Annotated in this window: 12 protein-coding genes and 1 pseudogene; 9 read left to right on the plus strand and 4 right to left on the minus strand. The window is 56.7% G+C overall.

What is annotated here, in order from left to right; all coding sequences use genetic code 11:
• The first annotated feature begins 412 nt into the window (after positions 1-412).
• Positions 413-612 (plus strand): annotated as a pseudogene (locus JQ845_RS14410) (hypothetical protein).
• 352 nt (positions 613-964) lie between these two features.
• Positions 965-2,437 (plus strand): inorganic phosphate transporter, encoded by a 1,473-nt coding sequence (locus JQ845_RS14415; protein WP_003443096.1) that lies wholly within the window; start codon positions 965-967, stop codon positions 2,435-2,437.
• Positions 2,438-2,582: 145 nt separating this feature from the next.
• Here JQ845_RS14415 and ccoM read toward each other — a convergent pair whose 3' ends face one another.
• The 3 genes from ccoM to JQ845_RS14425 all read right to left on the minus strand — a co-directional run bounded on the left by ccoM (position 2,583) and on the right by JQ845_RS14425 (position 3,427).
• Positions 2,583-2,693 (minus strand): cytochrome c oxidase subunit CcoM, encoded by a 111-nt coding sequence (gene ccoM / locus JQ845_RS23205; RefSeq protein ID WP_003443097.1) that lies wholly within the window; start codon positions 2,691-2,693, stop codon positions 2,583-2,585.
• 142 nt (positions 2,694-2,835) lie between these two features.
• Positions 2,836-2,997 carry a hypothetical protein gene (locus JQ845_RS14420; protein ID WP_003443098.1) on the minus strand — a complete coding sequence of 54 codons (162 nt, stop codon included), beginning with the start codon at positions 2,995-2,997 and terminating at the stop codon, positions 2,836-2,838.
• Between the two features lie 112 nt (positions 2,998-3,109).
• Positions 3,110-3,427, minus strand: coding sequence for an aspartate-semialdehyde dehydrogenase (locus JQ845_RS14425; RefSeq protein WP_160626868.1), 318 nt, complete (start codon positions 3,425-3,427; stop codon positions 3,110-3,112).
• Positions 3,428-3,588: 161 nt separating this feature from the next.
• Between JQ845_RS14425 and rapA the strand changes: the two genes are divergently transcribed.
• Complete coding sequence (gene rapA, locus JQ845_RS14430) at positions 3,589-6,435, plus strand: RNA polymerase-associated protein RapA (protein ID WP_202210324.1); 2,847 nt, start codon at positions 3,589-3,591, stop codon at positions 6,433-6,435.
• Positions 6,436-6,710: 275 nt separating this feature from the next.
• Entirely contained in the window at positions 6,711-8,915 is a 2,205-nt protein-coding gene (locus JQ845_RS14435; protein WP_203009170.1) for a putative bifunctional diguanylate cyclase/phosphodiesterase, read from the plus strand.
• 154 nt (positions 8,916-9,069) lie between these two features.
• Here the strand turns inward: JQ845_RS14435 and JQ845_RS14440 are convergent, their stop codons facing one another.
• Complete coding sequence (locus tag JQ845_RS14440; protein ID WP_203009171.1) at positions 9,070-9,375, minus strand: DUF2288 domain-containing protein; 306 nt, start codon at positions 9,373-9,375, stop codon at positions 9,070-9,072.
• Positions 9,376-9,730: 355 nt separating this feature from the next.
• On the opposite strand from JQ845_RS14440, the gene JQ845_RS14445 reads away from it, so the two are divergent.
• The 5 genes from JQ845_RS14445 to JQ845_RS14465 all read left to right on the plus strand — a co-directional run bounded on the left by JQ845_RS14445 (position 9,731) and on the right by JQ845_RS14465 (position 14,762).
• Complete coding sequence (locus tag JQ845_RS14445; RefSeq protein WP_269465423.1) at positions 9,731-10,870, plus strand: branched-chain amino acid ABC transporter substrate-binding protein; 1,140 nt, start codon at positions 9,731-9,733, stop codon at positions 10,868-10,870.
• A 249-nt stretch (positions 10,871-11,119) separates the two neighbouring features.
• The gene (gene livH / locus JQ845_RS14450) at positions 11,120-12,043 is read left to right on the plus strand and encodes a high-affinity branched-chain amino acid ABC transporter permease LivH (protein WP_003443109.1); all 924 of its coding nucleotides are present in this window, start codon (positions 11,120-11,122) and stop codon (positions 12,041-12,043) included.
• Positions 12,040-13,296 carry a high-affinity branched-chain amino acid ABC transporter permease LivM gene (locus JQ845_RS14455; RefSeq protein ID WP_003443111.1) on the plus strand — a complete coding sequence of 419 codons (1,257 nt, stop codon included), beginning with the start codon at positions 12,040-12,042 and terminating at the stop codon, positions 13,294-13,296. Before livH ends, JQ845_RS14455 begins: the two co-directional genes overlap by 4 nt.
• The gene (livG, locus tag JQ845_RS14460) at positions 13,293-14,060 is read left to right on the plus strand and encodes a high-affinity branched-chain amino acid ABC transporter ATP-binding protein LivG (RefSeq protein ID WP_003443113.1); all 768 of its coding nucleotides are present in this window, start codon (positions 13,293-13,295) and stop codon (positions 14,058-14,060) included. Before JQ845_RS14455 ends, livG begins: the two co-directional genes overlap by 4 nt.
• A complete protein-coding gene (locus JQ845_RS14465; RefSeq protein ID WP_003443115.1) occupies positions 14,061-14,762 on the plus strand; it encodes an ABC transporter ATP-binding protein in 702 nt (233 codons plus the stop codon).
• The last annotated feature ends 90 nt before the right edge of the window (positions 14,763-14,852 follow it).

Genomic DNA, 14,852 nt, shown 5'->3' on the forward strand with positions numbered 1-14,852 from the left:
GTTCGTATCATATCTAGTTAAGCTTTTAGTGCCGTGACTCGCCGATCACCCGAAAGTTGACGCGCCCGAAGTTATTGGGCGATAGTAGCAACATTACTTGGGCCAGCATGCTTCCTAAGTAAGTGAGTGCACAGAATCAAGCACCCTCAGTTATTGGATCCAAGTCGCCGAGTGAATTCAACAAGCCCCGCGGCTTAACATTCAAGTGCACTGCATGTTGTCCCCCTCGAGGGTGAACACTTACCGTGGCGATCTGCATTTTTAGTTGATGACATGCGGCGTACAAAGAACGGCTTGTTTAACCTTGTCATTGCTTACAGGCCGTGCACAAGGCGAGCACACACGTTAAATCGAACGCCCTCTCGTACACGATGGTTCACCGGATTTAATCTCAACTCAATTAGGTAATACTGTGACGAAAGACGAACTGCGCGCAGAACTTGAGCGTCAGGAGCACGTTACAAGGATGTTTACGGTGGCGAAGTGACTATCTACGCTGCCCAGCCAGAACCGGAGCGCAAACCCTGGCGCAAACGGGCCAGCCTGCTGGATCAGGCATTCTCCCAGGAAATTCAAAAAATTGAACAAGAGCTCAAGCCAGAGGAACCCTGAACCTTTGGCCTGAATGCAGCTATTGAGCGCGGCTGGAGGTCCCTGACGACTGGCCATTCGCGCGCGCATTGCAGTGGTTTGTGACGCCGAGGCTGAAACTACCCCTTCTCACGGGCCGGATTGAAGAAATTTCATCCTTCAGTCGTAGCCTTCACAAGGGCAGGTATCAGCCCCGCAAGAACGCGTACAGCCATTGATATCAGCGGCTTGGAGAGGAGTTCAGGTTCTCTGCCGGGAATAGCCCTCACTGGTTTTTTCATTTATAGATGTTACCAACGGACAGCTAGTGCATCGATTAGCGGGGTTTTCTGGCATAATCCGCACCCCTTTATGACCGTGTCAGAAAACCTTCATGATCGATCTATTAAGCGGATTGGACGCCTGGGTTCTTATCAGCCTCTTCTTCGCCCTAGCCTTTGTTCTCGCATTTGAGTTCATAAACGGCTTTCATGACACCGCGAATGCGGTAGCAACAGTCATCTACACCAAAGCCATGCCGCCTCATCTGGCGGTGTTCTTTTCCGGTGTGTTCAATTTTCTCGGCGTTCTGCTGGGCGGGGTCGGTGTGGCATATGCCATCGTCCACCTGCTTCCGGTAGAGCTCCTGGTCAATGTAAACACCGGACATGGCCTGGCCATGGTGTTCTCGCTGCTTGCCGCTGCCATCACCTGGAACCTGGGAACCTGGTATTTCGGGATTCCCGCGTCGAGTTCACACACCCTGATCGGCTCTATCCTCGGTGTCGGCCTGGCCAATGCCCTGATCAACGGAATTCCGGTGAGTGAAGGTGTTAACTGGCAGAAGGCCATCGACATTGGCGCCTCGCTGGTGTTCTCGCCAATGGCCGGATTCGTGATTGCGGGACTGTTGCTGGTTGGTCTCAAGTGGTGGCGTCCTAACTCCAAGATGCACAAGACCCCGGAGCAACGCCGCAAACTGGACGACAAAAAGCATCCGCCGTTCTGGAACCGTCTGGTTCTGGTGATCTCGGCCATGGCGGTGAGTTTCGTTCACGGCTCCAACGATGGCCAGAAAGGCATCGGCCTGATCATGCTGGTTCTGATCGGCATCGTGCCAAGTGCGTTCGTTCTGGACCTCAACAGCACCACCTATCAGATCGAGCGGACTCGCGATGCAACCCTGCACCTGAGCCAGTTCTATCAGCGTAACAACGCCTCCCTGAGCGAGTTCCTGGCACTGGGCAAAAGCGTAAAAGACGACTTGCCGGATCAGTTCAGCTGCAACCCGCAGCAAACCGAGCCGACCATCGCCGCGCTACTGAGCTCGCTTAAAGGCGTAGCAGACTACCACTCGCTCCCGTCTGAAAAGCGTATCGAGATCCGTCGCTACCTGCTTTGCCTGGACGACACCGCGAAGAAAGTCAGCAAGTTGCCAGCACTTGAAGCCCGTGAAAAAGCGGACCTCGAAAAACTGCGCAAAGATCTGACCGCCACCACTGAATACGCGCCATTCTGGGTGATTCTGGCAGTTGCTCTGGCTCTCGGGCTGGGCACCATGGTTGGCTGGAAGCGCGTGGTGAAAACCATCGGCGAGAAGATCGGCAAGCAAGGCATGACCTATGCACAAGGCATGGCGGCCCAGATCACCACGGCCTTTGCCATTGGCCTGGCCAATGTCTTCGCCCTGCCGGTATCGACGACACACATCCTGTCGTCGGGTGTTGCCGGCACCATGGTCGCCAACAAGAGCGGCCTGCAAAGCAGTACGATCAAAACCATTCTGATGGCGTGGGTGCTGACCTTACCGGCCACCATCGCACTGTCTGCGGGGCTGTTCTGGCTGGCATCGAAAATGCTCGCCTGATTTAGCGTCGAACAAAAAAAGGTACGCCCCTCACGGGTCGTACCTTTTTTTATGCCTGGGGTACGGGCAAAAAACCCACGCAAAAAAATAGGCGACCGAAGTCGCCCAAAATGCCTTGCGTGCTCATACCCCGAAAAGACCTGCGCTATTTGCGCTTGCGGGAGTCTTTCCAGATAAAAATGCCCAGTCCCGCGAAAAACAAGACCATGAGGCCGACGGTAAATACTCCAGCGATAACCACATTATCGAGAAACATGACGGCCTCCTGCGGGTCTGTTGTGTGTTGCAGCTAGATTAACCAGACGCGCAGGCGCAGAACTTGACCAGGATCAATAGTGATCCACGGCGACAGGGACTTGGACGGGATATTTGACACAGATCATCTAAAACGCCGCTGTTCAGCGCTTTTTAGGTTTTTTCTTCGGCTTTTTTGCGGGTTTTGCCAACGGCATTGCTTGCTCGAAGGCTTGCCGTACTTCATTCAGCTTCTTTTCTTTAAGGTCGTGCACCCGTTTGGCGCGTTCGGCACCCAGGTCGACCAGCTTGTTGTCTTGGCTCATAGCGCAATCAGGTCACTGTCAGTGTTTGAGTCGGTGCACCGCAGACCGCAAAGGTCTCAGGCAATGGGCCAATAATGCGACGCCACGCCCCCCCTGACCAGAAAAAATCGCCTCAGACCTTTATATCAACCCACAAACCCAGACGCTGTGTGCCATCGACCGCTGGCAATTGCGGCCCTGCATCTTCAGCATCAGGGGGGCTTTGAGCCTCCTGTTCCTCTGCTTCACTGCGACGCTTTTGCTGTTGACGCTGCTGCTCCTCGCGCAGCAACAGCGTGGCCTGCTCGCTGTCATGATCGCTCAGGTTGATCGCGCTTTCACCCGCAGCTGCCTGGGCGGGCACCACCGGTGGAATGTCCGGCCGTGGGCGCACCGGATCTTGTTGAGACGTCACGGGGACTACACTCAGAGGCAGGATGGGCGGCAACATGGCGATTGTTCTCCTATTCCTGATGCTCGATCAACGTGAGCCACTCATCGAAAACCGCTACCGGCCCAAGTAAAGCCGAACAGCTTTTTATGAGAGTCCTTTGGACTGAGGCCCCTGATCCGTTAATATACTCGGCTTTTTCGAAGCGGGAGTCAGGCAGCATGGCGCAGCAGTATCAACCGGGGCAACGCTGGATTAGTGACAGCGAAGCAGAGCTAGGTTTAGGCACCGTTCTGGCACAGGACGGTCGCTTGTTGACCGTGCTCTATCCGGCCACTGGCGAAACCCGCCAATATTCGCTGCGCAACGCACCGCTCACGCGCGTACGGTTCTCGCCGGGTGACACCATCATCCACTTCGAAGGCTGGAAGATGACCGTGCGCGAAGTCGACGATGTCGGCGGGCTGATGGTCTATCACGGGCTCAACGAGCAAAACGAGCCTGTTACCCTGCCAGAAACCCAACTGTCGAACTTCATCCAGTTCCGTCTGGCCAGCGACCGCTTGTTCGCCGGCCAGATCGATCCGCTGTCCTGGTTCTCCCTGCGTTATCACACCCTTGAACACACCAGCCGCCAGTTGCAGTCGCCACTGTGGGGCCTGGGCGGTGTGCGTGCACAACCTATTGCCCACCAGTTGCACATCGCCCGCGAAGTTGCCGACCGGATAGCACCAAGGGTCCTGCTGGCTGACGAAGTAGGCCTGGGTAAAACCATCGAAGCCGGTCTGGTCATCCACCGCCAGCTGCTCAGTGGCCGCGCCAGCCGCGTGCTGATCGTGGTGCCGGAAAACCTGCAGCACCAATGGCTGGTGGAGATGCGCCGGCGCTTCAACCTTGAAGTCGCGCTGTTTGACGAAGAGCGCTTCATCGAAAGCGATGCCAGCAACCCGTTTGAAGATACCCAGCTGGCGCTGGTTGCACTGGAATGGCTGGTCGACGACCCCAAGGCTCAAGACGCTTTGTTTGCAGCGGACTGGGATTTGCTGGTGGTCGACGAGGCCCATCACCTGGTGTGGCACGAAGACCAGGTCAGCCCGGAATACGCCTTGATTGAACAACTGGCAGAAGTGATCCCGGGCGTATTGCTGCTGACCGCTACCCCGGAACAACTGGGCCAGGACAGCCACTTCGCCCGTTTGCGCCTGCTCGACCCCAACCGCTTCCACGATCTGGCCGCCTTCCGTGCCGAGAGCGAGAACTATCGCCCGGTCGCCCAGGCCGTGCAGGAGCTGCTGGACAAAGGCCGCCTGTCACCTGAGGCCCACAAAACCATTCACGGCTTCCTCGGCGCCGAGGGTGATACCTTGCTGGCCGCCGTTAACGATGGCGATGCCGAAGCCAGCGCACGTCTGGTACGCGAACTGCTCGACCGTCACGGCACCGGCCGCGTCCTGTTCCGTAACACCCGCGCAGCCATTCAGGGCTTCCCGGAGCGCAAGCTGCATGCTTATCCGCTGCCATGCCCGGACGAATACCTGGAACTGCCGCTGGGCGAACATGCCGAGCTCTACCCCGAAGTCAGCTTCCAGTCCCAGCCGGACGCCAGTGAAGAAGAACGCTGGTGGCGCTTTGACCCTCGGGTCGAGTGGCTCACCGACACGCTGAAGATGCTCAAACGCACAAAAGTGCTGGTGATCTGTGCCCACGCCGAGACCGCAATGGACCTGGAAGACGCCCTGCGCGTGCGCTCCGGCATCCCTGCAACGGTCTTCCACGAAGGCATGAACATTCTTGAGCGCGACCGCGCAGCGGCCTACTTCGCAGACGAGGAGTTCGGCGCCCAGGTACTGATCTGCTCGGAAATCGGCAGTGAAGGTCGTAACTTCCAGTTTGCTCATCATTTGGTGCTGTTCGATCTGCCGTCCCACCCGGACCTGCTGGAACAACGAATTGGTCGTCTGGACCGGATCGGCCAGAAACACATTATCGAAGTCCACGTGCCGTACCTTGAGACCAGCCCGCAACAGCGCCTGTTCCAGTGGTACCACGAAGCGCTGAACGCCTTCCTCAATACCTGCCCTACCGGCAACGCACTGCAACACACGTTTGGCCCGCGCCTGCTGCCGTTGCTTGAAGCTGCTGACGATGAAGAGTGGCAGGCATTGATCGACGAAGCCCGCGCCGAACGCGAGCGTCTGGAGCAAGAACTGCACACCGGTCGCGATCGCCTGCTGGAGTTGAACTCCGGCGGCTCGGGCGAAGGCGAAGCGCTGGTTGAAGCGATCCTTGAACAAGACGATCAATTCACCCTGCCGATCTACATGGAAACCCTGTTCAACGCCTTTGGCATCGACAGTGAAGACCACTCGGAAAACGCCCTGATCCTCAAGCCAAGCGAAAAAATGCTCGACGCCAGCTTCCCCCTTGGCGACGACGAAGGCGTGACCATCACCTACGACCGCAACCAGGCCCTGTCGCGCGAAGACATGCAGTTCATCACCTGGGAACACCCGATGGTGCAGGGGGGCATGGACCTCGTATTGTCCGGTTCGATGGGCAACACCGCTGTCGCACTGATCAAAAACAAGGCACTCAAGCCCGGAACCGTACTGCTTGAACTGATTTACGTCAGCGAAGTGGTTGCCCCGCGCTCGCTGCAGCTGGGCCGTTACCTGCCACCTGCCGCTCTGCGCTGCCTGCTGGACGCCAACGGCAATGACCTGTCATCACGCGTGGCCTTCGAAACCTTGAACGAACAACTGGAAAGCGTGCCCCGTGCCAGCGCCAACAAGTTCATTCAGGCCCAGCGTGACAACCTCACGCCGAAGATCAACGCCGGTGAAGCCAAGATCGCGCCACGCCACGCAGAACGTGTTGCCGAGGCACAGCGTCGCCTGGCCGCCGATACTGAAGAAGAGTTGGCACGCCTGACAGCATTGCAAGCGGTTAACCCGAGCGTGCGTGACAGCGAACTGGTTGCCTTGCGCAAGCAACGGGAACAAAGCCTGGCCATGCTTGAGAAAGCCGCCCTGCGCCTTGAAGCCATTCGCGTATTGGTCGCAGGCTGATTGAAAACCCGCTTGCGCAAGGCAAGCGGGTTTATTGATTCCCCCTGAGCAGGAGCCCAACCTGCTCACGCAGCAGGTTTCAAGCCTCGTGATCAACAGCGCGAGGCTTGTCCCTTGCCGCCTTAGCGCTAAGAGGAATAGCGATCCTAATCCTCATAACAAAATGATAGACATCATCTTGCCATCATTGCTACAGCCAAAATTCCAGCCTCTATACTTGAGACCGAGCTAGCGCCTGACGACTAGCAAATCTGCAATCAGTGCCGAGGCGCGCTATGGAATGGCTGGACTTGCAGTTTTTTGGTCCGCACATGGATAACGGGCGACAACTGCTTTACAGCAGCCATAACCCTTATCTGGTATTTCTCGCCTATCTGGTGGCCTGTGCGGCTGCTTTAGCCGTGCTGCACATGGTGGAACGTACTGCCAATAGCGAAAAAACCATGGCAAAAACCGTGTGGCGATGGCTTGGCGCCAGCTGCCTGGCAGGCGGTATTTGGGCCATGCATTTCATCAGCATGCTGGCATTTGAATCCCGGTCCGAAACCCACTACGACCTTGGCATCACCAGCGTCTCGCTATTCATTGCATGGATTGGCACCCTCATCGCCATGCAAATCCTCAATAGCCCTGCCCCCAGTCGTGCCCGGCTACAGCTGGCGGCGCTGGTTTTTGGGGTGGCTGTTTGCTGCATGCACTATGTCGGCATGTCAGCCATGCACTCCAACAACCTGAGCCATTATCAACCGCAGCTGATCGCTCTCTCCTTGTTCACGGCCGTCGCTGCAAGCTATGGCGCGCTGCTGATGACCTCTTGCCTGCTCTCAACCAGCGGTTTGCCCCATCAGCTTTTCAAATACGCCATCAGCCTCGCTGCCGGAGCAGCCCTGCTCAGCGTGCACTTCATCGGCATGTGGGCGATGCACACCTACTCGCCTTCTGGCGACACCGGTCAGGCATTCATTGAAAACAACCACTGGCAACTGGCCTTGATGGTGGCCCTGATCAGCTTGTTGCTGATTGGCTGCAGCATCAGCGCAGCCTTGGTCGACAAGAAACTGCAGCACAAAGAGCATGACCTGAAACGGGTCAACGCCCTGCTCAGCCAACTTGACCTGGCCCGCGTGTCCTTGCAGCAGGTGGCGCTTTACGACCCGCTGACCAATCTGATCAACCGGCGCGGGTTCAACCAGATTTTTGCCGAAAAGCTGATCGAGCGCACGGCACACAACGGCAAGCTGGCGGTGATGTTTCTCGACATTGATCACTTCAAGCGCATCAACGACAGCCTGGGCCATGATGCCGGGGACCAGTTGCTCAAGACCATCGCCACCCAAATCAAAAGTGCCACCCGCAGCCATGATGATGTGGTCGCGCGTTTTGGCGGCGATGAATTCTGCATTTTAGTCAGCCTCAACCACCGCGATGAAGCTCAAAGCATGGCCCAGCGCATCATGCTTAAACTCAAAGAGCCCATCGAGTTGGCCGGCAGACGCATGGTGATGACCACCAGCATCGGCATCAGTGTGTTTCCGGACGACGGCACCACCAGTACCGAGTTGCTCAAACACGCAGATCTGGCGCTCTACCAGTCCAAAGGCAATGGTCGCAATAGCCTGACCTTCTTCAGCTCGAACCTGAAAGCCCGCGCGTCGCTGGAACTGCAGATAGAAGAAGAACTGCGCAATGCACTGATCGATGGCAGCGGATTACTGGTGCATTACCAACCCATCTTTGACCTTAAGACAGGCCGTGTCGCCAAACTCGAGGCCCTGGTGCGCTGGCAGCACCCTGAGCATGGCTTGCTCGCCCCGGACCGTTTCATCAGCATTGCCGAAGCCAACGGTCTGATCGCCGAACTGGACCACTGGGTGTTGCGCAAGGCCTGTCAGGACCTGGCTGCCCTGTCACGCATGGGCTGGCAGCAACTGGGGGTCGCGGTTAATTGCTCGGCACTGAATCTGGTGCGGGTAGAGCTGGCCGACGAGATTGAAAATGCCCTGCGAACATCCGGCATCGCCCCCCATCGACTGGAGCTGGAAGTCACAGAAAACGCCTTGATGGGAAATATCAACAGCACCTCGCAACTACTTCGGCAGATTCGCGCCCTCGGCGTGTCACTGTCGATTGATGACTTCGGCACCGGGTATTCCTCCCTCGCCTATTTAAAGCGCCTGCCTCTGAACACGTTAAAAATTGACCGTTCATTCATTCAGGAAATCCCGGCCTCCAGCCAGGACATGGAAATCGTCCAGGCCATTATCGTCATGGCCCACACCCTGCACTTGCAGGTGGTCACCGAAGGCGTTGAAACCAATCAGCAATTCGAGTTCCTCAGGCAATACGGCTGCGACTATGTCCAGGGCTTTCTGCTAAGCCGCCCGGTACCTTTTGAGGCTCTGCATGAGTTGCTCGATGAACTGAATAAACGCTCCCTGCCCGAGTCCGGGCACACAGCCTTTCAACTCTCGAGCCAGTAAGCCCGAGCCATCTGGCAGGCACAAAAAAACGCCACAGTCGGGACTGTGGCGTTTCTCTACGGCAACTGGCCACTACGGCGAAACCAGTTACTGCCCTACACACTCACGACCTGAAATGCCTACGGCAAAAAACGCTCTAACTTGGTGCTTTATATTATTTCTCTGCCCTTTCCTGGACCATAACCCAGGGGGAAACCACCACTGCCCATAACTGCGGGTTACGCTCAAGAACGTCTAGCGCCTGCGCTTCGGACATCTTTCCAAGCACTCCGGACGCCATCCAGGCGGCCACTTTCTCTGCATCATCCTGAGTCACGGCCTGCGCCGCTTCGATCAGGTCCAGTGCAGGATCAACCCACAACAGATCGCCTTTGGCGAAGAACGGCTGCAAGGCATCCCATTCAATAGTTGAGGTCTCGCCAAGCAGCTTGGCATAGAGGGTGCTAGGTTCTTGGTTCATGGGTTTCACCTGGTAAAAAATCGGCGTAATGATAGCGCCGCTCACCGGGTAGAAAAACCCGAATAAAGGTAGAGACGCCAAGAAAGAGTAAGGGCTAAGGACGGCAAGGCTGATCTGGCAACATTCAGATAAAAAACATCAGCATATTCCGCCGCCATTCTGTCTCTTTCTTTCGTTTAAGCGACATTTCCTGCTTTTTCCCTCGGATACACGCTATTCAAGCGCTAAACCGGCGCTCTACACTGTACCGGTACAGTTGCAGGGGGGATTGGCCGGGAATTTCGCTAGAAAAGACCCGGTCCGGCTGCCTTGGCTTCCAGGACTATAAAAATTACAACAGAAGAGTGGAGCACCAATAGAGATGGCTACTAAGCAAATTACCAAATTGTTTGCCGCGATGGTTTTGGCCGGGGTTGCCAGCCATTCGTTTGCAGCAGACACCATCAAGATCGGTATTGCGGGTCCTAAAACAGGCCCTGTTACTCAGTATGGCGACATGCAGTTCACTGGCGCCAAACAGGCTATCGCAGACATCAACGCCAAAGGCGGAGTTGACGTCGACGGCAAAAAGCTCCTGCTTGAAGCCAAGGAATACGACGACGCCTGCGATCCAAAACAAGCCGTTGCAGTAGCCAACAAAATCGTCAACGACGGCGTCAAGTTTGTAGTCGGTCACCTGTGCTCCAGCTCCACCCAGCCTCCTTCGGACATCTACGAAGACGAAGGCATCATCATGATTACCCCCGCCGCCACCGCGCCGGAAATCACCGCTCGTGGTTACAAGAACATCTTCCGCACCATCGGTCTGGACAGCGCTCAAGGCCCTGCGGCCGGTAACTACATCGCCGATCACGTCAAACCGAAAGTCGTCGCTGTGCTGCACGACAAGCAGCAGTACGGTGAAGGTATCGCCACCGCGGTCAAACAGACTCTGGAAAACAAAGGCGTCAAAGTCGCAGTCTTTGAAGGCGTCAACGCTGGCGATAAAGACTTCGCGGCGGTCATTGCCAAGCTCAAGCAAGCCAATGTCGACTTCGTTTACTACGGCGGCTACCACCCTGAGCTGGGCCTGATCCTGCGCCAGGCCAAGGAAAAAGGCCTGAACGCCAAGTTCATGGGCCCGGAAGGCGTGGGTAACGACTCCATTTCGCAAATCGCCCAGGGCGCTTCCGAAGGTTTGCTGGTGACCCTGCCACAAGCATTCGACCAACAGCCTGAAAACAAGGCACTGGTAGCGAAGTTCGTCGCAGACAAAAAAGACCCGACCGGTCCGTTTGTATTCCCTGCCTACACCGCAGTTGAAGTCATTGCCCAGGGTATTGAACAAGCCAAAAGCGAAGACACTGCAAAAGTGGCCAAAGCCATCCATGACGGGACATTCAAGACCCCGATGGGCGACCTGAGCTTTGATGACAAAGGCGACCTGAAGAACTTCAAGTTCGTGGTCTACGAATGGCACTTCGGCAAACCTAAAACAGAGGTTAGCCCTCAGTAAGTCCCGGTTCCTGATCTGACAACGAAGCCCACTGCGCGAGCAGTGGGTTTTGTTTTACGAACCCTGGATTCACAGAAAAGGGGCCGCGCTTTCGTGATCCGGAAGTCTGCCCACCTGAAAATCTTTAAAACCGTCACCAGCGGTTCGCTGGCATAAGACCTGCGCTCAAAGTGGGTGAAACCCCCCATGACCCAGGCCGGAAAATGACTCCACCAGTGAAATGCGTCTCAGGTTTTTAGGAGCTTTGTAATGCCTGACATCTATCACTTCTTCCAAATGCTGGTTAACGGCCTCAACGTTGGCAGCACCTATGCCCTGATCGCCATCGGCTATACGATGGTTTACGGCATTATTGGAATGATCAACTTCGCCCACGGCGAGGTGTACATGATTGGTTCCTACATTGCGTTTATCGCCATCGCCGGCCTGACCATGATGGGTCTGGACAGCGTGCCATTACTGCTGACCGGGGCGTTTATCGCCAGCATCGTGGTCACCAGTGCTTATGGCTACAGCATTGAACGGGTGGCTTACCGTCCTCTGCGTGGCAGTAACCGCCTGATCCCCTTGATTTCTGCCATCGGCATGTCGATTTTCCTGCAAAACATGGTGCTGTTGTCCCAGGACTCGAAAGACAAATCGATCCCTAATCTGATCCCCGGCGGCTTCACCTTCGGTCCGGGCGGGGCTAGCGAAGTCGTTGTCTCCTACATGCAAATCGTAGTCTTCGTGGTCACCCTCCTGGCCATGCTCGGCCTGACCCTGTTCATCTCCCGTTCACGCCTTGGCCGCGCCTGCCGCGCCTGCGCCGAAGACATGAAGATGGCCAACCTGCTGGGCATCAACACCAACAACGTGATTGCCCTGACGTTTGTGATCGGCGCCGCTCTGGCAGCCGTTGCCGCCGTTCTGATCAGCGTGCAATACGGCGTGATCAACCCCGGTTCCGGTTTCCTCGTGGGGCTTAAAGCCTTCACTGCTGCAGTATTGGGCGGGATCGGCAGTATCCCCGGCGCAATGCTTGGTGGTCTGGTGCTTGGTGTGGCTGAAGCCTTTGGTGCCGATATCTTTGGCGACCAGTACAAAGACGTAGTGGCTTTCGGCCTGCTCGTATTGGTACTGCTGTTCCGTCCGACCGGCATTCTGGGACGTCCGGAGATTGAAAAAGTATGACTAGGAATCTTAAATCGGCGTTCTTCAGCGCCCTGCTGGTATGGGCCGTCGCCTACCCGGTACTCGGTCTGAAACTGACTATCGTCGGAATCAACATCGAAGTTCACAACACCAGCACCTTTACCCTGAGCGTGATCGCGATCTGCTCGCTGCTGATGTTTGTGCGCGTGTTGTTCAACCAGCAACTGAGCGCGGCCTGGAAGGCTTCGCCCAACATGCCAAAAGTGCCGTCCAAAGCCACTGACTTTCTGACCCTGCCCAGCACCCAGCGCTGGATCATTCTGGGTCTGGTGATCGTGGCCCTGATCTGGCCGTTCTATGGTTCCCGCGGTGCCGTGGACATCGCTACCCTGATCCTGATCTACGTGATGCTGGGCCTTGGCCTGAACATCGTGGTCGGCCTGGCCGGGCTGCTCGACCTGGGTTACGTGGGCTTCTATGCCGTGGGTGCCTACACCTATGCATTGCTGGCGCACTACTTCGGCCTGAGCTTCTGGATCTGCTTGCCGCTGGCCGGTTTGATGGCAGCCACCTTTGGTTTCCTGCTGGGTTTCCCGGTCTTGCGTTTACGCGGTGACTATCTGGCCATCGTGACCCTGGGCTTTGGTGAAATCATCCGTCTGTTCCTGCGTAACCTGACGGACATCACCGGCGGGCCGAACGGCATCAGCAACATCCCGAAACCGACCCTCTTCGGCCTGAGCTTCGACAGAACCGCAGCCGAGGGCATGCAGACGTTCCACGAATACTTTGGCATCGCGTACAACTCGATCAACAAGGTGATTTTCCTCTACCTGATCGCGCTGGTGCTGGTGCTTATCGTACTGTTCGTGATCAACCGCCTGCTGCGCATGCCGATCGGTCGCGCGTGGGAAGCCCTGCGTGAAGACGAAATTGCCTGCCGTGCACTGGGCTTGAATCCGACCATCATCAAGCTGTCGGCCTTCACCCTGGGTGCCACCTTTGCAGGCTTTGCCGGCAGCTTCTTTGCCGCCCGCCAGGGCCTGGTGACCCCGGAGTCGTTCACATTCCTCGAGTCGGCGATCATTCTGGCCATCGTGGTACTGGGTGGCATGGGCTCGCAACTGGGCGTGATTCTGGCAGCCGTGGTGATGATCCTGCTGCCGGAAATGATGCGTGATTTCAGTGAGTACCGGATGCTGCTGTTCGGCGCCCTGATGGTGCTGATGATGATCTGGCGTCCGCAAGGTCTGCTGCCAATGCAACGTCCTCATCTGGAGCTGCGAAAATGAGCCGCGAGATACTGAAAGTCAGTGGCCTGTGCATGCGCTTTGGCGGCTTGCTGGCGGTGAATGGCGTCGCGCTGACCGTCAAGGAAAAACAGGTAGTGTCAATGATCGGCCCTAACGGCGCCGGCAAAACCACGGTGTTCAACTGCCTGACCGGCTTCTACAAGCCATCGTCGGGCAGCATCCTGCTGGATGGCGAACCCATTGAAGGCCTGGCAGGCCATGAAATTGCCCGCAAGGGCGTGGTGCGTACCTTCCAGAACGTGCGCCTGTTCAAGGACATGACAGCCGTTGAGAACCTGTTGATTGCTCAACATCGCCATCTCAACACCAACTTCCTCGCGGGGCTGTTCAAAACCCCGGCGTTCCGTAAAAGCGAGCGCGATGCCATGGACTACGCCGCGTACTGGCTGGACAAGGTCAACCTGACCGAGTTCGCCAACCGCCCGGCGGGCACCCTGGCCTACGGCCAGCAGCGGCGCCTGGAAATCGCTCGCTGCATGATGACGCGCCCGCGCATCCTCATGCTCGACGAACCGGCAGCCGGTCTCAACCCCAAGGAAACCGAAGACCTCAAGGCGCTGATCAGCGTTTTACGCAACGAGCACAACGCTACGGTGCTGTTGATTGAACATGACATGAAACTGGTCATGAGCATTTCCGACCATATCGTAGTGATCAATCAGGGCACACCTTTGGCCGACGGGACTCCGGAGCAGATCCGCGATAACCCTGAAGTGATCAAAGCCTATCTGGGGGAAGCGTAAATGCTGCAATTTGAAAACGTCTCTACCTTTTACGGCAAGATCCAGGCACTGCACGGGGTGAATGTCGAGGTACGTCAGGGCGAGATCGTGACCCTGATCGGCGCTAACGGCGCTGGCAAGTCGACCTTGATGATGACCCTGTGCGGCTCGCCCCAGGCCCAAAGCGGCAGCATTCGTTATCTGGGCGAAGAACTGGTGGGGCTGACTTCGGCGCAGATCATGCGCAAGAGCATTGCCGTGGTACCGGAAGGCCGGCGGGTATTTGCCCGCCTGACCGTGGAAGAGAACCTTGCCATGGGCGGGTTCTTTACTGAGAAGCACGAATACCAGGAGCAAATGGACAAGGTTCTGCACCTGTTCCCGCGCCTGAAAGAGCGTTTCAATCAACGGGGCGGCACCATGTCAGGTGGCGAGCAGCAAATGCTTGCGATCGGCCGGGCGCTGATGAGTAAACCCAAGTTGCTGTTGCTCGACGAACCATCACTTGGGCTGGCTCCGATCATCATTCAGCAGATTTTCGACATTATTGAACAACTGCGGGATGAGGGCGTGACGGTGTTTCTGGTGGAGCAGAACGCCAACCAGGCGCTAAAAATTGCTGACCGCGCCTACGTGCTGGAAAACGGCCGGGTGGTGATGCAAGGCACCGGAGAGCAATTGCTCAACGATCCAAAAGTGCGTGATGCCTATCTGGGCGGCTGACGCTGCCTGCGACACAAAACGGCCCTTCGGGGCCGTTTTTCATGGGCGCCGGAAAAGGCTGCGCCGACCGGAACCCTAACTTCTTTTCAG

This window comes from Pseudomonas paraversuta (genome assembly GCF_904063065.1).
GTDB classification, from domain to species: Bacteria; Pseudomonadota; Gammaproteobacteria; order Pseudomonadales; family Pseudomonadaceae; genus Aquipseudomonas; species Aquipseudomonas paraversuta.

Excerpts from the sequence above, each read along its gene's own strand:
- JQ845_RS14425 (WP_160626868.1), bottom strand. The coding sequence starts at position 3,427 with ATGTTGCCGCCCATCCTGCCTCTGAGTGTAGTCCCCGTGACGTCTCAA.
- livG (WP_003443113.1), top strand. The coding sequence starts at position 13,293 with ATGAGCCGCGAGATACTGAAAGTCAGTGGCCTGTGCATGCGCTTTGGC.
- JQ845_RS14420 (WP_003443098.1), bottom strand. The coding sequence starts at position 2,997 with ATGAGCCAAGACAACAAGCTGGTCGACCTGGGTGCCGAACGCGCCAAA.
- JQ845_RS14435 (WP_203009170.1), top strand. The coding sequence starts at position 6,711 with ATGGAATGGCTGGACTTGCAGTTTTTTGGTCCGCACATGGATAACGGG.
- JQ845_RS14465 (WP_003443115.1), top strand. The coding sequence starts at position 14,061 with ATGCTGCAATTTGAAAACGTCTCTACCTTTTACGGCAAGATCCAGGCA.
- JQ845_RS14415 (WP_003443096.1), top strand. The coding sequence starts at position 965 with ATGATCGATCTATTAAGCGGATTGGACGCCTGGGTTCTTATCAGCCTC.
- JQ845_RS14440 (WP_203009171.1), bottom strand. The coding sequence starts at position 9,375 with ATGAACCAAGAACCTAGCACCCTCTATGCCAAGCTGCTTGGCGAGACC.
- rapA (WP_202210324.1), top strand. The coding sequence starts at position 3,589 with ATGGCGCAGCAGTATCAACCGGGGCAACGCTGGATTAGTGACAGCGAA.
- ccoM (WP_003443097.1), bottom strand. The coding sequence starts at position 2,693 with ATGTTTCTCGATAATGTGGTTATCGCTGGAGTATTTACCGTCGGCCTC.
- JQ845_RS14455 (WP_003443111.1), top strand. The coding sequence starts at position 12,040 with ATGACTAGGAATCTTAAATCGGCGTTCTTCAGCGCCCTGCTGGTATGG.
- livH (WP_003443109.1), top strand. The coding sequence starts at position 11,120 with ATGCCTGACATCTATCACTTCTTCCAAATGCTGGTTAACGGCCTCAAC.